Origin of the sequence: Sandarakinorhabdus sp. (assembly GCF_031430775.1) — a bacterium.
Taxonomy (GTDB): Bacteria; Pseudomonadota; Alphaproteobacteria; order Sphingomonadales; family Sphingomonadaceae; genus Sandarakinorhabdus.
Genome location: NZ_JANPCD010000148.1, coordinates 1 through 19,191, shown reverse-complemented (window position 1 = coordinate 19,191; position 19,191 = coordinate 1). Strand labels below are relative to the sequence as shown.

Here is a 19,191-nt window from a genome sequence, read left to right as displayed (position 1 = left end):
TTTTGCCAAATCGACGTTTCCGGAAAGCCTGCGGCTTGATGGCCTGAAGGTCGTTATCGATTGTGCGCACGGCGCCGCCTACAAGGTCGCGCCGGCGGCGCTGTGGGAGCTTGGCGCCGAAGTGATCGCCATCGGCGTGGCGCCCGACGGCTTCAACATCAACGATGCGATCGGATCGACCCACCCCAAGGCGCTGCAATTGAAAGTGCTGGAAACTGGCGCCGATATCGGGATCGCGCTGGACGGCGACGCCGACCGGCTGATTGTCGTCGATGAAAAGGGCCAGATCGTCGATGGCGACCAGTTGATGGCGCTCATTACCGGTCAGGCGCAGGCGGCGGGCACGCTGCGGGGCGGCGCGCTGGTGGCGACGGTCATGTCCAATCTGGGGCTGGAACGCTGGTTGGGCGGCCGCGGCCTGGCGCTGCACCGTGCGTCGGTGGGCGACCGCAATGTGCTGGAGATGATGCGCACCAGCGGCTGCAACATCGGCGGCGAGCAATCGGGACATCTGATTTTGGCCGACCATGCCACGACCGGCGACGGGCTGGTGGCGGCGTTGCAGGTGCTGGCGGCGCTGGTGGCGTCCGGGCGCCCGGCATCGGAAGTGCTGCATCTGTTCGATCCGCTGCCGCAACTGCTGAAAAGCGTAAGGTTCACCGGGCAGCCGCTTGAGCGCGATGCGGTCAAATCCGCCATTGCCGACGGCGAGGCGCGGCTCGCGGGCAATGGCCGGCTGCTGATCCGCAAATCGGGGACGGAGCCTGTCATTCGCGTCATGGCCGAGGGCGAGGACAAGGCGCTGGTCAAGGCGGTCGTCGAGGATATCTGCGCGGCGGTGGTCTCGGCGTGATTGCCCGCATATTGGTCATTGCCGGCAGCGACAGTGGCGGCGGCGCCGGGATCCAGGCCGATATCAAGACCATCACTTGCCTGGGCGGCCATGCCATGACGGCGGTGACGGCGGTGACGGTGCAGAACACGCTGGGCGTCAGCGCCATTCACGTCATTCCGCCCGAAATCGTCGCGGCCCAGATCCGCGCCTGCCTTGAGGATATCGGCGCGGATGCCATCAAGATCGGCATGTTGGGCAGCGCCGACACCGTGCGCGCCGTGGCCGATGCACTGGCGGACGTGCGCGTGCCGATCGTGCTCGACCCCGTGATGATCGCCAAGGGCGGCGCCAGCCTGATCGAGGACGAAGCGCTGTTCGAGATGGTGGAGCGCCTGCTGCGCATCGCCAGCGTCATCACGCCCAACACGCCCGAACTGTCGCTGCTGACGGAAACCGAGATTGCCGATGAAGCCGATGCCCTGCTGGCGGCGCAGGAACTGCTGAACATGGGGCCGCGCGCCGTGCTGGCCAAGGGCGGGCATCTGCCGGGGGAACGCATCACCGACTGGCTGGTGACGCGCGGCGGGTCGGAAGCGTTCACATCGGCACGGATCGACACGCGCCACACCCATGGCACGGGCTGCACGCTGGCGGCTGCGCTGGCGTGCGGGCTGGGGCAGGGCATGACGCTGCCGGCGGCGGTGGCACAGGCGCGGGCATTCGTGGCGCAGGGCATCGCCGGCGCGCCGGGGCTGGGCAAGGGCCATGGGCCGTTGTTGTTTGCGCCATTGGGGCCCTGATTGCCGTGCCAATGATCGCCGGTGTTGACGAGGCAGGGCGCGGGCCATGGGCCGGGCCGGTGGTGGCAGCGGCGGTGATACTGGGCGCTGACGTGCCCGCCGGGCTGAATGACAGCAAGAAACTGACCGCGGGTCGCCGTGAATTGCTGTTCGGTGCGCTGCACGCCAGCGGCGCCGTGATCGGTGTCGGCCTGGTCAGCGTGACCGAAATCGACGCCATCAATATCCTGCAAGCGACCATGCTGGCCATGACGCGGGCTGTGGAAGCGCTCGGGGATGCGCTGGCGGCGGCGCCGGCCATGGTGCTGGTTGATGGCAACCACCTGCCGAAATGGCATTGGCCATCGCGCGCCATCATCGGCGGCGATGCGCTGGAGCCGGCGATTTCGGCGGCCTCGATCATCGCCAAGGTGACACGGGACCGGCTGATGCAGCAGCTTGATGGCGAGTTTCCGGGCTATGGCTGGGCGCGCAACAAGGGCTATGGCACTGCCGATCATGCTGCGGCTTTGGCGGCGCTTGGGGTGACCGCGCACCACCGCACAAGCTTCAAGCCGGTGCGCGACAGACTGGTGCGGTCATGAGTCTTTTGGGCAACACACACCATATGTTGAGTCTGGCGAATCGCGGCGACTCAATATGTGGCGTCTTGAGTCAATTTTGCAGATTCGGATGATAATTGCTTGATTAGGCAGGGGTTGACGGCGATTCGCGCCTGACTCATCAGGGCTTTGAAACGTTCTTTCGGAGCCTGTCTTGGAAACCAACCGCATCATCATGGGCGACTGCATCGCCGCCATGAACGCCCTGCCGGAATGCTCGGTCGATCTGGTGTTTGCCGATCCGCCCTACAACCTGCAACTGGCGCATGAATTGCGCCGTCCCGATGGCAGCCAGGTCGATGCCGTGGACGATGACTGGGACAAGTTCGACACGTTCGCGACGTATGACAGCTTCACCCGCGCCTGGCTCAAGGCCGCACGCCGCATTCTTAAGCCCTATGGCGCCATCTGGACCATCGGCAGCTATCACAACATCTTCCGTGTCGGCGCCGCTTTGCAGGATGCCGGCTTCTGGGTGCTCAATGACATTGTCTGGCGCAAGGCCAACCCCATGCCCAATTTCAAGGGCACGCGGTTTACCAATGCGCATGAAACGCTGATCTGGGCCTCGAAATCGGAAAACAGCCGCTACAAGTTCAATTATCACGCCATGAAGGCGATGAACGAGGAATTGCAGATGCGGTCGGACTGGCTGATCCCGATCTGCACCGGCGGCGAACGGCTCAAGACCGATGGCGTCAAGGCGCATCCGACCCAAAAGCCCGAGGCGCTGCTGTACCGCGTGCTGCTGGCCTGCACCGAGCCGGGGGACATCGTGCTCGATCCGTTCTTCGGCACCGGCACGACGGGCGCAGTTGCCAAGCTGCTCGGCCGGCAATGGATCGGCATCGAGCGCGAGGAAAAATATGTCCGCGTTGCCGAAAAGCGCATTGCCGGCCTGTTGCCGCTGTCGGGCGGCGACATGGCGGTGTCACAGGGCAAACGCGGCGAGACGCGCATTCCCTTTGGCAGCCTTGTGGAATCCGGCATGGTGCGCCCGGGCACGCGGCTGTGGGGCGGCGGGCGGCGGCATGCCGCCGAGGTGCGCGCCGACGGCAGCCTGGCGATGGAGGGCAAAACCGGATCGATTCACCAATTGGGTGCGGCAGCACAGGGCCTGCCCAGCTGCAATGGCTGGACGTTCTGGCACATCGAGGAAGAAGGCGCGCTGGTGCCGCTGGACAGCAAGCGCAGCCTGTATCGGGCCGGGCTTGGTGACGCCCCTTGAAGGCGCCGTGTTAAATCTCTAACACGCTCCCATTGATCGAATTGGGAGAGTTTGATGATTGCAAATGTCTGGCGTGCGTCGGTTCTGGCAATGGCGATTGCCGCCACGCCCGTGTTGGCCGCAGAAGCTGCCAAGCCCGAACTGGGCAGCTTTGGTTTTGACGTGGCGGGCATGAATCCGGCGGTGAAGGCCGGCGATGATTTCGTGGCGTTCACCAGCGGCAAATATCTGGCTGGATTGGAAATTCCCGGCGACCGGTCGAACTATGGCATGTTCACCAAATTGCGCGACCTGAGCCAGGAGCGCACGCGCACCATCATCGAAGACGCCGCCAAACTGCCGGCCGCGCCGGGCAGCAATGCCCAGAAGGTCGGCGATTTCTACGCCAGTTTCATGGATGAGGCCGGCATCGAGGCCAAGGGCATCAGCCCGATCAAGCCGCGCCTGGACGCCATTTCCGCTGCCGCTTCGCCAGCCGATATTGCCCGGCTGCTGGGCTTGGGCAACCGCGAAGGCATTGCCGCCCCCATCAACATCGGCGTCGAACAGGATCTCAAGACTCCCGGCATCATGGCTGTATATGTCGGCCAGGGCGGACTGGGCCTACCTGACCGCGATTATTATCTCGACGACAAGAACCCGCGCTTTGCGGTGGCCCGCACCAAATACCAGAGCTTCATCGCCGAGATGCTGGGTCTGGCGGGTTTTGACAACGCCGCCGCCCGCGCCAAGGCGGTGTATGACCTTGAGGTCAAGATCGCCACGCTGCACTGGACGCAGGTCGAGCAGCGCCAGATCGACAAGCTGTATAATCCCGTGCCGCGCGCCGAGATCGCGGCGGCCTATCCGGGCTTTGACTGGACGCAGTTCATGACCGCCGCCGGCCTGAACGAACAGCCGATGGTAATTGTCGCCAATCCCAGCGCCATCAAGGGCGCGGCTGCACTGATGACGTCTGAACCGCTGGCGGTGTGGAAGGATTATGCCGCGTTCCACACGCTGCGTGATGCCGCGCCGCTGCTGCCAAAGGCGTTTGTCGACGCCAATTTCGGCATGTCGAGCGCCCTGTCCGGCCAGCCCGTCAACCAGCCGCGCTGGAAACGCGCCGTGGACATCACGTCCGCAGTTCTGGGTGAGGCCGTCGGGTCGTTGTACGTCGCCAAATATTTCCCGCCTGTCGCCAAGGCCAAGGCCGACGAGATGGTCAGGAACATCATCGCAGCCATGGACGTCCGGCTGGAAAATCTGGCGTGGATGGACCCCAGGACCCGCGCTGCGGCCCGGCTCAAGCTGGCCAGCTTCACGCCCAAGATCGGCTATCCGGACAAATGGCGCGATTATTCAGCGTTGCAGGTCGTGCGCGGCGACGCGCTGGGCAATGCCGGGCGTGCTGCGGAGTTCCAGTACCGGCGCCAGCTCGACAAGATCGGCAAGCCCATCGACAAGTCGGAATGGGGCATGACCCCGATGACCGTCAACGCCTATGCCAACCCGCTGTGGAACGAGATCGTGTTCCCGGCTGCGATCCTGCAGGCGCCGTTCTTTGATCCCAATGCCGACCCGGCCGTCAATTATGGCGGTATCGGCGCGGTCATCGGCCATGAAATCACCCATCATTTCGACGATCAGGGCCGCAAGTTCGACAAGGACGGCAAGCTGAGCGACTGGTGGACCAAGGAAGACGAAACCCGCTTCAAGGCGCTGACCGACAAGGTTGTCGCCCAATATGCCGCCTATGAACCGCTGCCCGGCCGCAAGATCAACGGCGAGCTGACGCTGGGCGAGAACATGGCCGATCTGGCCGGCGTCAACATTGCCTATGACGCCTGGAAACGATCATTGGGCGGCAAGAAGGCCAAGACAGTCGATGGCTGGACTGGCGACCAGCGCTTCCTGCTCGGTTTCAGCCAGGTCTGGCGGCAGAAATACCGCGACCAGATCCTCAACCAGTTGCTCACGGTCGATCCGCATTCGCCGGGGCATTTCCGTCCCTATGTCGTGCGCAACCTCGATGTCTGGTATTCGGCATTCGATGTGAAGGCCGGCGAGAAGTTCTATCTGGCGCCCAGCGACCGGCTGAAGGTCTGGTAGGCGCGATTGTCGCATGGCATTATTGTTACATACTGATTGAGCAAGGCCGGGGCAGGCGCTACACCGCCCCGGCCTTTTGCATTTTTGGGTGGGGATTCACGGAATGAACAAAGCGATTCTGGCCGGCGCGTCGGTGCTGGCCCTGTTGGCGGCACCGGCGTTGGCCAAGGGTGCAAAGCCCGACATCGGCAGCTTTGGGTTCGATGTGGCGGGCATGGACCGCAGTATCAAGCCGGGCAATGATTTCACTGCCTTTGCCGGCGGCACCTATTTGTCGACGCTGGAGATTCCTGCCGACAAGACCAATTTCGGCATGTTCACACGGCTGCGCGACCTGAGCCAGGAGCGCACGCGCGGCATCATCGAAGCTGCCGCCGCCAAGCCCGCCGCGCCGGGCAGCGAAGCCCAGAAGGTCGGGGATTTCTTTGCCAGCTTCATGGATGAAGCGCGCATCGAAGCCATTGGCGTGGCTGCGATCAAGCCCGAACTGGACGCCATTGCAGCCATTGGCGACAAGGCCGCGCTGGCCGCCGCCTTTGGCCGCGCCGCGCGCGAAGGCGTGTCGGTGCCGGTTGGTGTCGGTGTCGGCCCCGACCGCAAGAACCCCGACAAGTTCACGGTCGTGGCCGGGCAGGGTGGGCTTGGGCTGCCTGACCGGGATTATTATCTCGATCTGGCCAACCCGAAGTTCGCCGAAGCGCGCGCCAAGTATCAGACGTACATGACGACGCTGTTCGGCCTCGCCGGCTATGACAATGCCGCTGGCCGCGCTGCCGCCGTCATCGCGCTGGAAACCGGCATCGCAAAAACGCACTGGACGCGCGTCGAGCGCCGCCAGGCCGAAAAGACCTACAACCCGGTTGCCCGCACGGCTCTGGACGCACAATATCCCGGTATGGACTGGGCGCGGCTGCTGACCGAAGCGGGCCTGAACGACCAGCCGGTCGTGGTGATTTCGACGCCCAGCGCCATTGCCGGTACCGCCAAGCTGATCGACAGCGAGCCGCTGGCCGTCTGGAAGGACTATCTGGTTTTCCAGACGCTGCGCGATGCGGCGCCGGTGCTTCCCAAGGCGTTTGTCGATGCCAATTTCGATTTTTACTCCAAGACGCTGGGCGGCCAGCCCGAACAACAGCCGCGCTGGAAGCGGGGCGTGGATTTCACCACCGCCGTGCTGGGCGAGGCGCTGGGCAAGCTGTATGTTGCCGAATATTTCCCGCCTGAATCCAAGAAACTGGCTGATGAACTGGTGACGAACATCATCGCCGCCATGGACACGCGGCTGGCCAATCTGGCGTGGATGGACCCCAAGACCCGCGTTGCGGCCCGTGAAAAGCTGGCCGCGTTCAAGCCCAAGATCGGCTATCCGGACAAATGGCGCGACTATTCGGCACTGAACATCGTGCGCGGCGATGCCATCGGCAACGTCCGCCGTGCCGCCGCATTCGAATATGCCCGCCAGCTTGCCAAGCTTGGCCAGCCTGTCGACCGCAGCGAATGGTTCATGACCCCGATGACGGTCAACGCCTATGCCAATCCTGTGTGGAACGAGATCGTGTTCCCGGCCGCCATCCTGCAGGCGCCGTTCTTTGATCCCAAGGCCGATCCGTCGGTGAACTATGGCGGCATCGGCGCCGTCATCGGCCATGAAATCACCCATCATTTCGACGATCAGGGCCGCAAATACGACAAGACCGGGCGCCTGGCCGATTGGTGGACGCCCGAAGATGTCGCACGCTTCAAGGTGCTGACCGACAAGGTCGTCGCGCAATATGGCGCTTATCAGCCGCTGCCGGGCAAGAACGTCAACGGCGACTTGACGCTGGGGGAAAACATCGCCGATCTAGCGGGTCTGAACATCGCCTATGATGCCTGGAAGCTGTCGCTGAAGGGCAAGAAGCCCAAGCAAATGGAGGGCTTTACTGGCGATCAGCGCTTTTTCCTCGGTTTCAGCCAGGTCTGGCGCCAGAAATATCGCGATGCCAGCCTGCTTCAGCAGCTGGTCACCGATCCGCACACGCCGGGGCATTTCCGCCCCTATGTCGTGCGCAATTTCGATGCCTGGTACGATGCGTTCGGCGCACAGGCCGGCGAAACCTATTATCTGTCGCCAGCTGACCGCCTGAAGGTCTGGTGAAGTCCTATTATCGGCCTTTGCCAAGCGATGTGGGGCTGCCGCTTGCCGGCGGCCCCCTTTGTTTTGCCGAGGTGGACGTGCTGGACCGGGCGAGCGGCGTTCGGCGCATTTCGGCGGGCGAACTGCCCGATGACGTTCGACATGCGCTGACGGCGCCCCGGCGTTTGCCGGCCGGGTTGCCGCAGGGTCGCCCGGCGGTAATGGGCATCCTCAATCTGACGCCGGACAGCTTTTCCGATGGCGGGCGGCTTGGCGACGATGCCGCGATGGCCGCCGCAGTGGCGAAGATGGCTACCGACGGCGCCGATATCATCGACCTTGGCGCCGAATCGACCCGCCCGGGCGCTGCTGCTGTCGATCTGACGCAAGAGCGCGCCCGTCTTGTGCCGGTGCTTCCGCTGATGGGGTCGCGGCGTTGGAGCATCGACACGCGCAAGGCCGCAATCATGGGCGATGCGCTGGCGGCGGGTGCGGCCATCGTCAACGATGTTTCGGCGTTGACGTTCGATGCCGGCGCCGCTGCGATGCTGGCGGGGCAGGATTGCCATATCGTGCTGATGCACCATCAGGGCACGCCCGAAACCATGCAGGTCGCGCCGCGCTATGATGATGCGCTGCTCGATTGTTATGACTGGCTGGAGGGGCGGATTGCCGCAGTCGTCGCAGCGGGCATCGCGCGCGACCGGTTGATCATCGACCCAGGCATCGGCTTCGGCAAGGCGTTGGCTCACAATGTAGCGATTCTGCGGGGGCTGCCGTTGCTGCATGGTCTTGGCCTGCCGATCCTGCTGGGCGCCAGCCGCAAGGCGTTGATTTCCGGTCTGGCCGGGCCTGCGGCGCCGGGTGACCGGCTGGGCGGCAGTCTGGCGCTGGCGCTGCATGGCGCGGATTGCGGCGTGCAGATCCTGCGGGTGCACGATGTGCCTGAAACCAGGCAGGCGCTGGCACTATGGTCAGCACTGCGGGCGGGCGGCTGATCGCCCCTTCACAGGACGCTTCGATCTGCTATCACGCTTGCCAATCTGCCGTCTGGCGCAATTTTCTTGTCATCTATGAGGCCGTTCATGGCGAACAACGATCAGCCCAATTCTCCGAACCGCGAAACCTATGACGGTTTCATGTCAGCCACCAAATGGGGTGTCATCGTCATCGTGATCGTGCTCGCCTTGCTGGGCATTTTCCTGGTTCGTTAAGCGCCTGGGTTCGAAGGGTTTGCAATGAAGATCGCTGTGCTGCGGGAAACCGCCGAAACCGAACGCCGCGTCGCGGCCACGCCCGAAACCGTCAAGAAGCTGCTCGCGCTGGGTGCTGATGTGACGGTCGAAGCCGGCGCAGGCATCACTGCCAATATCGCCGATGCCGATTATGCCGGGGCCGGGGCCAGCATTGCCGACCGCGCTGCGACCATTGCGGGCGCCGACATGATTTTGGGCGTCACCGGGCCGCTGGCGGCCGAGCTGCCGGGCATCAAGCAGGGTGCCATTCTTGCCGCGATCCTGTCGCCCTTTGCCGATCCGGCCCGCATCCAGGGTTATGCCGATGCCGGCATCAGCGCGTTTTCGATGGAATTCATGCCGCGCATCACGCGGGCGCAGTCGATGGACGTGCTGTCGTCGCAGTCCAACCTTGCCGGCTACAAGGCCGTCGTCGATGCGGCCGAAGCCTATGGCCGCGCCTTTCCGATGATGATGACCGCGGCCGGCACGATTTCGGCGGCGCGGGCGTTTGTCATGGGCGTCGGCGTTGCGGGTTTGCAGGCCATCGCCACGGCGCGCCGCCTGGGGGCACTGGTGTCGGCCACCGATGTGCGTTCGGCCACGCGCGAACAGATTGAATCGCTGGGCGCCAAGGCGATTTTCGTCGAAGCCGTCAAGGGCATCGAGGGCGAGGGTGCCGGCGGCTATGCCACCGAAATGTCCGACGAATACAAGGCGGCGCAGGCCGAGCTGGTCGCCAGTCATATCGCCAAGCAGGACATCGTCATCACCACCGCGCTGATCCCCGGTCGCCCGGCGCCGCGCCTGATCACCGATGCCATGCTGCGCACGATGCGTACCGGCAGCGTGCTGGTCGATCTGGCGGTCGAGAGCGGCGGCAATATCGAGGGCTCGCGCCCCGGCGAAGTCGTGGAAATCCATGGTGTGAAGATCATCGGCCATCGCAACATGGCGGGCCGGATGGCTGCGGATGCCTCCGCGCTGTATTCGCGCAATCTTTTCAACATGATCAATGCGTTCTGGGACAAAGACGGAAAAACTGCCGTCTGGACGCCGGATGACGAGATCGTCAAGGGCATCAAGCTCACCGAGGGCGGCAAGATCGTCCACGAACGTCTTATCGCTGCCTGAGGAGGACAAAATGGATTTCCTTTCGATCCTGTCGATCTTCGTGCTGGCGGTGTTCGTCGGCTATTATGTCGTGTGGTCGGTGACGCCGGCGTTGCACACGCCGCTGATGGCGGTGACCAATGCCATTTCGTCGGTCATCATCGTCGGTGCGCTGATTGCGGCGGCGGCGGGCGCGTCGGTTTCGACGGCGGCGGGCGAAGGGTCGAAATGGCTCGGCTTGCTGGGTGTCGTGCTGGCATCGGTGAACATCTTCGGCGGCTTTGCCGTCACGCGGCGGATGCTGGCGATGTACAAGAAAAAAGAAAAGAAGCCGGCGGCTTCGAAGTAAAACCGGTTTGGCGCACGTCTTGCCGGCAATGCCCGGCGTGACGGACACAGAAGATTGAGGGCAGACGCCATGGAACACGCAGTTGCAGCAACGCCGGCCTGGGCGGTTCTCGCCTATCTGGTCTCGGGCGTGCTATTCATCCTGTCCTTGCGCGGGCTGTCGTCGCCGGAAACGTCGCAGCGCGGCAACCGTAATGGCATGATCGGCATGGCCATTGCGGTCGGCACGACGTTGCTGCTGCACCCGACCGGGCTGCCGCTGATCGTCGCGGCGATTGCCATTGGCGGCTCCATCGGTTGGTTCATTGCCCAGCGCATCCAGATGACGGCGATGCCGGAACTGGTTGCCGGCTTCCACAGCCTTGTCGGCATGGCCGCCGTGCTGGTTGGTTGCTCTGCATATCTCAACCCGGCGGCGTTCGGCATCGTCGATGCGGCGGGCAACATGTTGATGGTATCGCGCATCGAACTGGGCCTGGGCATCGCCATCGGCGCCATCACCTTTTCGGGGTCGATCATCGCGTTCCTGAAACTGTCGGGCCGCATGTCCGGCTCCCCGATACTTTTGCCGGGTCGGCATCTGCTCAACCTTGGCGTGCTCGGCGGCATTGTCGTGCTGACCGGCGTGTTCGCCATGTCGCCAGACGCCGCGTTGAGCCAGGGCCCGCTGATCTGGATCATCCTCGGCCTGTCGTTCGTCATCGGCGTGACGCTGATCATCCCGATCGGCGGCGCCGACATGCCGGTCGTCATCTCGATGCTCAATAGCTATTCGGGCTGGGCGGCCGCCGCCATGGGCTTCACGTTGCAGAACACGGCGATGATCATCACCGGCGCGCTGGTCGGCTCGTCGGGCGCCATCCTGTCGTACATCATGTGCAAGGCCATGAACCGCAGCTTCATCAGCGTCATCGCCGGTGGCTTTGGTGCCGATAGCGGCGGCCCGGCTGCTGCCGGTTCGGCTGTGCAAAAGCCGTTCAAGGCCGGCAGCGCAGATGACGCCGCCTTCATCATGAAGAACGCCGAGACAGTCATCATCGTGCCGGGTTACGGCATGGCCGTGTCACAGGCCCAGCACGCGCTGCGCGAAATGGGTGACCTGCTTCGCAAGGAAGGTGTCAGCGTCAAATACGCCATCCATCCGGTCGCGGGGCGCATGCCCGGCCACATGAACGTGCTGCTTGCCGAAGCCAACGTGCCTTATGACGATGTGTTCGAGCTTGAGGACATCAACAGCGAGTTTGCCCAGGCCGATGTGGCGTTCGTCATCGGTGCCAACGACGTGACCAACCCGCTGGCCAAGACCGACAAGACCAGCCCCATTTATGGCATGCCGGTTCTGGACGTGGAAAAGGCCAAGACCGTGTTGTTCATCAAGCGGTCGATGGGCGGGGTCGGCTATGCCGGCGTCGACAACCCGGTGTTCTACATGGACAACACCATGATGCTGTTGGCCGATGCCAAGAAGATGGTGGAGAATATCGTCAAGGCGCTGGGGCATTGATGCGGGCGTTCGGCCTTGCAGCTTTGCTGGCCGCTGCGCCGCTCGCCGCCGCGCCGACTGTGCACGTCACATCGCCTGAATCCATCAAGCTGAACCGGCCGTTTTCCGACGCGACCGAGGTTGGCGGCGTGCTGTACATCTCGGGCCAGATCGGCGCTGTTCCCGGCGAGGACCATGTCGTGCCCGGCGGGCTGGAGGCCGAAACCCGGCAAGTGATGGCCAATATCGGCGCGGTGCTGGCCCGGCGCGGGCTGGGATTTGACGATCTGTTCAAATGCACGGTCATGCTGACGGACATGAAGCAGTGGGATGCGTTCAACCGTGTCTATGTCACCTATTTCAAGCCTGGGCGTTTTCCGGCGCGCAGTGCCTTCGGTAGCACCGGCCTGGCGCGAAACGGCGCCATCGAGCTGGAATGCTGGGCAAACGCGGCGAAGTAACGCCGGCCCTCGCAGTTGGCTCAGGCCGCCGGCTTGTCGCTCCATAGCTGCGGGAAACGCTCCTTCAGCCCGGCGACCTTGGGCAGGTCATTGTAGATGATATAGGGCTGCAACGGGTTCGCCCGCAGGTAGTTCTGGTGGTAATTCTCGGCCGGATAAAACGACTTGCCGGATTCCAGCGTCGTGACGATGCGGCCGGGCCAGGTCCTCGCCGCCGTAAGCTGCGCGACATAGGCGCGGGTCAGACGGGCCTGGTCGGGGTTTTGCGCAAAAATGGTGCTGCGATACTGGCTGCCGGTGTCCGGTCCCTGCCGGTTCAGCTGTGTCGGATCATGCGCCACCGAGAAAAACACGCGCATCAGCGTGCCATAGCTGACAACTGCCGGATCATAGCGGATTTCCACTGCTTCGGCATGGCCGGTCATGCCGGACCCGACCACATCATAGATCGCCAGGTTGCGCGGGCCGCCGGCATAGCCCGAGCGCACGGACACGACACCCTTGATGCGTTCGAACACGCCTTCGACGCCCCAGAAGCAGCCGCCGGCAAACACGGCGGTGGCCATGGGACCGGCCTTGAGCGGCGCATCGATGGCCGGGACGGGGGCAAGCACCATGCGTTCGGCGGCGCCGGCGACGGAGCAGGCGGACAGGGCAAGTGCGATGGCAAGCGCGCGCATGGGATCAGGCCTTTTTGGGAACAAAGCTGAGCGACAGGCCATTGATGCAATACCGCAGGCCAGTCGGTTTCGGGCCGTCGTCGAAGACATGGCCCTGATGGCCGCCGCAGCGGCTGCAATGCACTTCGGTGCGTACCATGAACAGGCTGGAATCGCGGGTTTCGCCAATGGCGGTTTTGGCTATCGGCTGCCAGAAACTGGGCCAGCCGGTGCCGCTATCGAACTTGGTCGCCGAGCTGAACAGCGGCAGGGCGCAGCCACGGCACACGAACGTGCCGGCCCGTTTTTCATTGTTGAGCGGCGATGTGAACGGGCGCTCGGTGGCTTCGGTGCGCAGCACGGCAAAGGCGTCGGCGCCGAGCCGTTTGCGCCATTCACTATCTGACAGCACGAAAGAAAAGCGTGCCGTGGCGGCAAAGGCCGACGCAAAGGGCAGGGCGGCGAAGCTGAGGCCGGCAAGGCCGAGCAGGGAACGACGGTGGATCATGCCATCTTATACGCGGCGGCGGCCCCGAACGGTTACAGACTCTTTTGCCGCAGGCGCTGCTGTTGCTGCAACCAGGCCGCACCCTGTGTGCGGCCAAGCGTGACCAGATCGCCCATCACGACATTCATGTCGACCAGATGCAGCCCCCAGGCCGGGCTGACCTGCCCGTCAACCACGACATCGCCGGGGAAGGTGTCGGTGCGCGGATCGGCAGGATCGGCCACGGTCGCCACGCTCAGCACATGGGCGCCGTCGCGGCGCATGCATTCGCCAGCGAGCAAGCCGGGCAGGGCCACAAAGGGCGTATAAATGTTGCGGCCCTTTGCCCATTTCGGGGCCGCTGCGCTGTTGGCGACAATGGCGCTGCGATTGGGCAACAGCGCGGACAGGCCCGCCCGGCCGCCGCCAAGCGCAGCCGGGTTGGTGCAGGCGACTTCCATGTCCGCTTGGGTCGTCCGTCCGAACAGGCTGGTGGGGCCGATGGGCTGCTCGTCGCGCCAACTCACCCAGGCGAGGACACAGCCAGTCTGTTCGGCGTTGGTGCACAGCGGCGTGGATTTCAGGTCGCCGCCGACGCTCTGGCCCTGCGGGACCAGCACATTGGTGCCAGCCAGCCAGGCGGAGATCATCTGGCTTGCGGCGGGCTTGCCCTCGATTTCATTGCGGATAAGCATTTTCAGCACGCCACTGCCCTGGCTATGTCCGATCAGGATGACGCCGCGCCCCTTGTTGTCATGGGCGAGATAATGCGCCCAGGCCGCGGCGATATCGCGATAGGCCATGACGCGGTCGGCAGTGTCGCCCTTGCCGGTCATGCGGTCACGCAAGGCCGTCAGTGTCACTTGGCGGTACAGCGGCGCAAAGGTTCGGCAGATGCCGCGCATCGGTGCGAACTGGATTTGCGCGACACTGGTTTCTGCCGGATCGGCCGTCATGTCGCTGTTGGGCGTGGCATCGGTGGACACGGTGGGATAGACATAGAAACAGTCGATCGGCGGCGCCTTGGCTGGCGGCGCGGCCGCTAGGCTCACGCTGCCGTCGGCGGCAACCACCGACGCCGTGATGTCACCGCTGCATGCATCGGTGCGGCCGGGTTGGCATAGCCAGCTGGCCGGGTTGGCATAATCCGGCGCCTGATAGGTCGGCGGGCTTTGCGCCTGCACTGGCGCTGCCAGCAGGAACGCCGCGAGAAATACCCTCATTTCCAGCCGTCCTTGAGCATCGGCGACACGTCCTTGCCCATTTTTTCCAGCGCGGCGGCGATGGTGTCGCGGCCCGCGTCGTTCTGCGCCCAGAACATTGGTCCGCCGCGATAGACGGGCCAGCCATAGCCATTGATCCAGACGATATCGATGTCGCTGGCGCGCTGGGCCTTGCCTTCGGCGAGGATTTTCGCGCCTTCGTTGACCATCGGATACAGGCAGCGTTCGAGGATTTCGGCATCGTCGATGTTGCGGCGGTTGATGCCCCGTTCGGCGGCATAGGCGTCGATGATGGCGACGGCCTCCGGGTTGGGCGTGCGGTTGCGGGCTTCGTCATAGACATAGAAACCCCGGCCGTTCTTCTGGCCGCGCAGACCGGCTTCGCAGAGCCGGTCGCGCACGGTTTCGCCCTTGGAGGTATCCGCCGACCAGCCGATATCCAGCCCGGCAAGATCGCTCATCTGGAACGGACCCATGGGGAAGCCGAAATCGGTGAGCACCCGGTCGACATCGGCGGGTGCTGCGCCTTCGAGGATCAGCTTGTTGGCTTCCTTTTGCCGTTCACCCAACATGCGGTTGCCGATGAAGCCGTGGCAGACGCCGGCCACAACCGCGATCTTGCCGGTGGCCTTGCCGATGGCCATGGCGGTGGCGAGCACCTGGGGATCGGTTTTTTCGCCGCGCACCACTTCGAGCAGGCGCATGACGTTTGCCGGCGAGAAATAATGCATGCCGACGACGGATTGCGGCCGCGTGGTGGCGGCGGCGATTTCATCGACATCGAGATAGCGGGTGTTGCTGGCGAGGATGGCGCCGGGCTTGGCAATCTTGTCGAGCTTGCCGAAAATGTCCTTCTTGATGGCCATGTTTTCGAACACAGCCTCGATGATCAGGTCGCAATCGGCGAGATCTTCCATGCTCAGCGAAGGTGTCAGCCGGCCCATGCGGGCTTCGACCTCGTCCATGCTGAAGCGGCCCTTCTTGGCGCTGTTTTCATAGTTGCGGCGGATGACGGCGACGCCCCGGTCCAGCGCCTCCTGTTTCATTTCGACGATGGTGACGGGCAAGCCGACCGACAGGAAGTTCATGGAAATGCCGCCGCCCATGGTGCCGGCACCGATGACGCCGACCTTTTTGACCGGAAGCGCCTGCATATCGGGGGCCAGCCCGTCGATCTTGGCGGCGGCGCGTTCGGCAAAGAACACATGGCGCTGCGCGGCGGATTGCAGTCCGCCCATCAGCTTCATGAATTCGCTGCGTTCGACGCGCATGCCGTCCGCGAAGGGCAGGGCGACAGCCGCTTCGATGCACTTGATATTGGCTTCGGGCGCGTCGAAGCCCTTGAAGGCGCGGGAATTGGCGGCGCGGAATGCAGCAAACATCGGCGCCAGGCTGGCGGCGTCGCCGCCCAGCTTGCTATTGTCGTCCCGCACTTTCTTGAGCGGGCGGCCTTCGGCGGCAACGCGGCAGGCAAAGGCGATAGCGCCGGCTGTCAGGTCGCCGTCAATGACTTCGTCCACGAGTCCGGCTGCCAGCGCGTCCTTGGCGCCCATCTGCGCGCCGGATGTGACCATCTCCAGCGCCTTTTGCGCGCCGACGACACGGGGCAGGCGCTGCGTGCCGCCGGCACCGGGGAGCAGGCCGAGCTTGACTTCGGGCAGGCCGAATTTGGCCTTGGCATCGGACACGCGGTAATGCGCGCACAGGGCCACTTCCAGCCCGCCGCCCAATGCCGTGCCATGGATGGCCGCCACCACTGGTACCGGCGCGCCCTCAATGGCATCCTGCACGGCATGCAGCGAGGCGCCGCGCGGCGGTTTGCCGAATTCGGAAATATCGGCGCCGGCAATGAAGGTGCGGCCAGCGCAGACCAGCACGGCGGCCTTGAACGAGGCATCGGCCGCAATGGCGGCGAACGCGCCGGCCAGCCCGTCGCGCACATCGGCGGACAGCGCGTTGACCGGCGGCGAATTGACGGTGACGACAGCGACATCGCCGTCCCGGCCCAGATCGACAACAGAGTTGATGGCGGCCATGATCTTCACTCCCCAAACGTGCATTCTGATGCAATTGCACAACCGCATAGCAGGCATTTTGCACCATTGCAGCCTTGTGGCGGCCCGCCCCTTGTCCTAATGATAGGATATGCAGGGCCGCAGCAGCATCCGCGAACTTTTCCGCGTCATTTGGCTGCCGGCGCTTTGCCTTGTCCTCACAATCGGATTTGTCAGCCGGGCGGTGACCGGACCGACAGGATTGATGGCCTGGCGGGAGTATCAGGCGCAGCGCCAGGCGTTGCTGGCCGAAACGACGCGCGCCGATGAAACCAAGGCGGCACTGGCCCGGCAGGTGGCGCTGCTCGATCCGCGAAAAGTCGATCCTGATCTTGCCGATGAACTGGTGCGCCGCAACCTCAACATGGTCCGGCCTGACGAAGTGATCGTCCCTGTCCCCAACAATTAACCGTTTCGGTTGCAGCCTTGCGATGCCGGGTTGCGGGTCATGCCTGCGACACTTTATACCGGATGTCTGCTACTGAAAGGCCTCAACTGTGGCTCGATCCGCACTCACAAAGGGCAAGTCACGCGCTGATGGCGTGGATTGGCCGCGTCCTGGTGAACCTGATCGGTTCGTCGCTACGCCAGCGCAATTGCTCGATATGTACCGCCAGATGGTGCTGATCCGCCGTTTTGAAGAACGCGCCGGGCAATTGTACGGCATGGGCCAGATCGGCGGCTTCTGCCATTTGTACATCGGCCAGGAAGCAGTTGTGGTCGGCATGCAGGCCGAACTGGACAAGGGTGACAGCGTTATCACCGGCTATCGCGATCATGGCCACATGCTGGCCTGCGGGATTGCGCCGGGTGTGGTCATGGCCGAACTGACCGGGCGGGCGGCTGGCATTTCGCACGGCAAGGGCGGATCGATGCACATGTTCAGCGTCGAGCACGGTTTTTACGGCGGGCACGGCATCGTCGCGGCGCAGGTGCCATTGGGCACGGGCCTGGCCTTTGCCCACAAGTACAAAAATGATGGCGGTATCGCGGTGACATATTTCGGCGATGGCGCGTCGAACCAGGGCCAGGTCTATGAAAGCTTCAACATGGCCGAGCTTTGGAAGCTGCCGGTGATTTTCATCATCGAAAACAATCAATACGCCATGGGCACCAGTGTCAACCGCGCCAGCAGCGAGGACCAGTTGTACCGGCGCGGCGAAAGTTTTCGGGTGCCGGGCCTGCAGGTCGATGGCATGGACGTGCTGGCGGTGCGCGGGGCGGCAAAAGCAGCGGTCGAATGGGTGCGCAGCGGAAAAGGCCCGCTGCTGCTGGAGATGAAAACCTATCGCTATCGCGGCCATTCCATGTCCGACCCGGCCAAATACCGCAGCCGCGAAGAAGTGCAGGCGATGCGCGAAAAATCCGACCCGATCGAAGGGCTGAAGAAGCTGATCCTCGAAGGCGGCCATGCCGATGAGGCGGTATTGAAGGCCATCGACCGCGAAGTGCGCGACCAGGTTGCCGAAGCGGCGGACTTTGCCGAAAGTGCGCCCGAACCGGCGCTGTCCGAACTGATGACCGATGTGCTGGTGGGAACCTATTGATGGCCGATATCCTGCTCCCCGCCATGTCGCCGACCATGGAAGAAGGCACGCTGGCCAAATGGCTGGTAGGCGTTGGCGATACCGTCAAGGCCGGCGATGTGATTGCCGAAATCGAAACCGACAAGGCGACGATGGAACTGGAAACCGATGATGACGGCGTTGTGGCGGCGCTGCATGTCGCGGCCGGCAGTGAGGGCGTGAAGGTCGGTACGCTGATTGCAACCATCGCGGTGGAAGGCGAAACGGCGGCCAAGCCGGCACCGGCAGTTGTCACCGCACCGGCGGCGGCGGCTGTGCCAGCCGTGCCTGTTGCACCCGCTGCGCCGATTGCTCCTGCGGCGCCGGTTGCTGCCGCAGCTCCGCAGGCGGCGACCGGCCCCACCAAGCGCCAGACAGTGCGCGAAGCCTTGCGCGATGCCATGGCCGAGGAAATGCGCAGCACGCCCGAAGTGTTCGTGATGGGCGAGGAAGTTGCCGAATATCAGGGCGCCTACAAGGTCACGCAGGGCTTGCTCGAGGAGTTCGGGGCGCAGCGGGTCGTGGACACCCCGATCACCGAATATGGCTTTGCCGGCCTGGGCGCCGGCGCGGCGATGGGCGGCCTCAAACCCATCGTCGAGTTCATGACCTTCAACTTTGCCATGCAGGCCATCGACCACATCATCAATTCCGCCGCCAAGACGCTGTATATGTCTGGCGGCCAGCTGGGCTGCCCCATCGTGTTTCGCGGTCCCAATGGCGCCGCCACGCGCGTCGGCGCGCAGCACAGCCAGAATTATGCGCCATGGTACGCCAGCGTCCCCGGGCTGGTCGTCATCGCGCCCTATGACGCGGCCGACGCCAAGGGTTTGTTGAAGGCCGCGATCCGCAGCGAGGATCCGGTCGTGTTCCTCGAGAATGAACTGCTCT

Annotated in this window: 18 protein-coding genes and 1 pseudogene; 15 read left to right on the top strand and 4 right to left on the bottom strand. The window is 63.8% G+C overall.

Annotated elements, in window-relative coordinates:
- The 12 genes and pseudogenes from RMQ73_RS09580 to RMQ73_RS09525 form a co-directional block, all read left to right on the top strand.
- A pseudogene (locus RMQ73_RS09580) lies at positions 1-853 on the top strand (phosphoglucosamine mutase); the annotation flags it as partial.
- On the top strand, positions 850-1,635 hold the full coding sequence (gene thiD, locus RMQ73_RS09575) for a bifunctional hydroxymethylpyrimidine kinase/phosphomethylpyrimidine kinase (protein WP_310497965.1): 786 nt from the start codon (positions 850-852) through the stop codon (positions 1,633-1,635). The pseudogene RMQ73_RS09580 and the gene thiD, both read left to right, overlap by 4 nt.
- A gap of 11 nt (positions 1,636-1,646) precedes the next feature.
- A complete protein-coding gene (locus tag RMQ73_RS09570) occupies positions 1,647-2,219 on the top strand; it encodes a ribonuclease HII (protein WP_310497964.1) in 573 nt (190 codons plus the stop codon).
- A 193-nt stretch (positions 2,220-2,412) separates the two neighbouring features.
- The gene (locus RMQ73_RS09565; protein ID WP_409049862.1) at positions 2,413-3,465 is read left to right on the top strand and encodes a site-specific DNA-methyltransferase; all 1,053 of its coding nucleotides are present in this window, start codon (positions 2,413-2,415) and stop codon (positions 3,463-3,465) included.
- 54 nt (positions 3,466-3,519) lie between these two features.
- Positions 3,520-5,556, top strand: coding sequence for a M13-type metalloendopeptidase (locus RMQ73_RS09560; protein WP_310497962.1), 2,037 nt, complete (start codon positions 3,520-3,522; stop codon positions 5,554-5,556).
- A 103-nt stretch (positions 5,557-5,659) separates the two neighbouring features.
- Positions 5,660-7,693: a M13 family metallopeptidase gene (locus RMQ73_RS09555; protein WP_310497961.1), complete on the top strand. Its 2,034-nt coding sequence runs from the start codon at positions 5,660-5,662 to the stop codon at positions 7,691-7,693.
- Positions 7,694-7,722: 29 nt separating this feature from the next.
- Positions 7,723-8,670 (top strand): dihydropteroate synthase, encoded by a 948-nt coding sequence (folP, locus tag RMQ73_RS09550; protein ID WP_310497960.1) that lies wholly within the window; start codon positions 7,723-7,725, stop codon positions 8,668-8,670.
- Positions 8,671-8,757: 87 nt separating this feature from the next.
- Positions 8,758-8,886 carry an aa3-type cytochrome c oxidase subunit IV gene (locus RMQ73_RS09545; RefSeq protein ID WP_310497959.1) on the top strand — a complete coding sequence of 43 codons (129 nt, stop codon included), beginning with the start codon at positions 8,758-8,760 and terminating at the stop codon, positions 8,884-8,886.
- Between the two features lie 24 nt (positions 8,887-8,910).
- Positions 8,911-10,041 (top strand): Re/Si-specific NAD(P)(+) transhydrogenase subunit alpha, encoded by a 1,131-nt coding sequence (locus RMQ73_RS09540; protein ID WP_310497958.1) that lies wholly within the window; start codon positions 8,911-8,913, stop codon positions 10,039-10,041.
- A gap of 10 nt (positions 10,042-10,051) precedes the next feature.
- A complete protein-coding gene (locus tag RMQ73_RS09535; RefSeq protein WP_310497956.1) occupies positions 10,052-10,369 on the top strand; it encodes an NAD(P) transhydrogenase subunit alpha in 318 nt (105 codons plus the stop codon).
- 69 nt (positions 10,370-10,438) lie between these two features.
- On the top strand, positions 10,439-11,872 hold the full coding sequence (locus RMQ73_RS09530; RefSeq protein ID WP_310497955.1) for an NAD(P)(+) transhydrogenase (Re/Si-specific) subunit beta: 1,434 nt from the start codon (positions 10,439-10,441) through the stop codon (positions 11,870-11,872).
- Positions 11,872-12,312, top strand: coding sequence for a RidA family protein (locus RMQ73_RS09525; RefSeq protein ID WP_310497968.1), 441 nt, complete (start codon positions 11,872-11,874; stop codon positions 12,310-12,312). The genes RMQ73_RS09530 and RMQ73_RS09525 overlap by 1 nt, the downstream gene beginning before the upstream one ends.
- A gap of 20 nt (positions 12,313-12,332) precedes the next feature.
- On the opposite strand, the gene msrA is transcribed toward RMQ73_RS09525, so the two are convergent.
- Genes msrA through RMQ73_RS09505 form a run of 4 tightly spaced genes read right to left on the bottom strand, consistent with a single transcriptional unit; the run spans position 12,333 to position 16,741 of the window.
- Positions 12,333-12,992: a peptide-methionine (S)-S-oxide reductase MsrA gene (msrA, locus tag RMQ73_RS09520; RefSeq protein WP_310497954.1), complete on the bottom strand. Its 660-nt coding sequence runs from the start codon at positions 12,990-12,992 to the stop codon at positions 12,333-12,335.
- 4 nt (positions 12,993-12,996) lie between these two features.
- Positions 12,997-13,479: a peptide-methionine (R)-S-oxide reductase MsrB gene (msrB, locus tag RMQ73_RS09515; RefSeq protein WP_310497953.1), complete on the bottom strand. Its 483-nt coding sequence runs from the start codon at positions 13,477-13,479 to the stop codon at positions 12,997-12,999.
- A 32-nt stretch (positions 13,480-13,511) separates the two neighbouring features.
- Positions 13,512-14,681 carry a DUF3089 domain-containing protein gene (locus RMQ73_RS09510; RefSeq protein WP_310497952.1) on the bottom strand — a complete coding sequence of 390 codons (1,170 nt, stop codon included), beginning with the start codon at positions 14,679-14,681 and terminating at the stop codon, positions 13,512-13,514.
- Complete coding sequence (locus RMQ73_RS09505) at positions 14,678-16,741, bottom strand: 3-hydroxyacyl-CoA dehydrogenase NAD-binding domain-containing protein (RefSeq protein ID WP_409049861.1); 2,064 nt, start codon at positions 16,739-16,741, stop codon at positions 14,678-14,680. Before RMQ73_RS09505 ends, RMQ73_RS09510 begins: the two co-directional genes overlap by 4 nt.
- Before the next feature lie 85 nt (positions 16,742-16,826).
- Between RMQ73_RS09505 and RMQ73_RS09500 the strand changes: the two genes are divergently transcribed.
- The 3 genes from RMQ73_RS09500 to RMQ73_RS09490 all read left to right on the top strand — a co-directional run.
- Positions 16,827-17,144, top strand: a complete 318-nt coding sequence (locus RMQ73_RS09500; protein ID WP_310497951.1) for a septum formation initiator family protein — start codon at positions 16,827-16,829, stop codon at positions 17,142-17,144.
- Positions 17,145-17,232: 88 nt separating this feature from the next.
- Complete coding sequence (gene pdhA / locus RMQ73_RS09495; protein WP_409049860.1) at positions 17,233-18,282, top strand: pyruvate dehydrogenase (acetyl-transferring) E1 component subunit alpha; 1,050 nt, start codon at positions 17,233-17,235, stop codon at positions 18,280-18,282.
- Positions 18,279-19,191 (top strand): pyruvate dehydrogenase complex E1 component subunit beta (locus RMQ73_RS09490; RefSeq protein ID WP_310497949.1); only part of this gene is annotated, 913 nt, incomplete at its 3' end. The genes pdhA and RMQ73_RS09490, both read left to right, overlap by 4 nt.

What these genes read in the sequence shown, in the direction of transcription:
- RMQ73_RS09570 (WP_310497964.1), top strand. Translation starts at nt 1,647, where the DNA reads ATGATCGCCGGTGTTGACGAGGCAGGGCGCGGGCCATGGGCCGGGCCG.
- RMQ73_RS09565 (WP_409049862.1), top strand. Translation starts at nt 2,413, where the DNA reads ATGGGCGACTGCATCGCCGCCATGAACGCCCTGCCGGAATGCTCGGTC.
- RMQ73_RS09560 (WP_310497962.1), top strand. Translation starts at nt 3,520, where the DNA reads ATGATTGCAAATGTCTGGCGTGCGTCGGTTCTGGCAATGGCGATTGCC.
- RMQ73_RS09555 (WP_310497961.1), top strand. Translation starts at nt 5,660, where the DNA reads ATGAACAAAGCGATTCTGGCCGGCGCGTCGGTGCTGGCCCTGTTGGCG.
- RMQ73_RS09545 (WP_310497959.1), top strand. Translation starts at nt 8,758, where the DNA reads ATGGCGAACAACGATCAGCCCAATTCTCCGAACCGCGAAACCTATGAC.
- RMQ73_RS09540 (WP_310497958.1), top strand. Translation starts at nt 8,911, where the DNA reads ATGAAGATCGCTGTGCTGCGGGAAACCGCCGAAACCGAACGCCGCGTC.
- RMQ73_RS09535 (WP_310497956.1), top strand. Translation starts at nt 10,052, where the DNA reads ATGGATTTCCTTTCGATCCTGTCGATCTTCGTGCTGGCGGTGTTCGTC.
- RMQ73_RS09530 (WP_310497955.1), top strand. Translation starts at nt 10,439, where the DNA reads ATGGAACACGCAGTTGCAGCAACGCCGGCCTGGGCGGTTCTCGCCTAT.
- RMQ73_RS09525 (WP_310497968.1), top strand. Translation starts at nt 11,872, where the DNA reads ATGCGGGCGTTCGGCCTTGCAGCTTTGCTGGCCGCTGCGCCGCTCGCC.
- msrA (WP_310497954.1), bottom strand. Translation starts at nt 12,992, where the DNA reads ATGCGCGCGCTTGCCATCGCACTTGCCCTGTCCGCCTGCTCCGTCGCC.
- msrB (WP_310497953.1), bottom strand. Translation starts at nt 13,479, where the DNA reads ATGATCCACCGTCGTTCCCTGCTCGGCCTTGCCGGCCTCAGCTTCGCC.
- RMQ73_RS09510 (WP_310497952.1), bottom strand. Translation starts at nt 14,681, where the DNA reads ATGAGGGTATTTCTCGCGGCGTTCCTGCTGGCAGCGCCAGTGCAGGCG.
- RMQ73_RS09505 (WP_409049861.1), bottom strand. Translation starts at nt 16,741, where the DNA reads ATGCACGTTTGGGGAGTGAAGATCATGGCCGCCATCAACTCTGTTGTC.
- RMQ73_RS09500 (WP_310497951.1), top strand. Translation starts at nt 16,827, where the DNA reads ATGCAGGGCCGCAGCAGCATCCGCGAACTTTTCCGCGTCATTTGGCTG.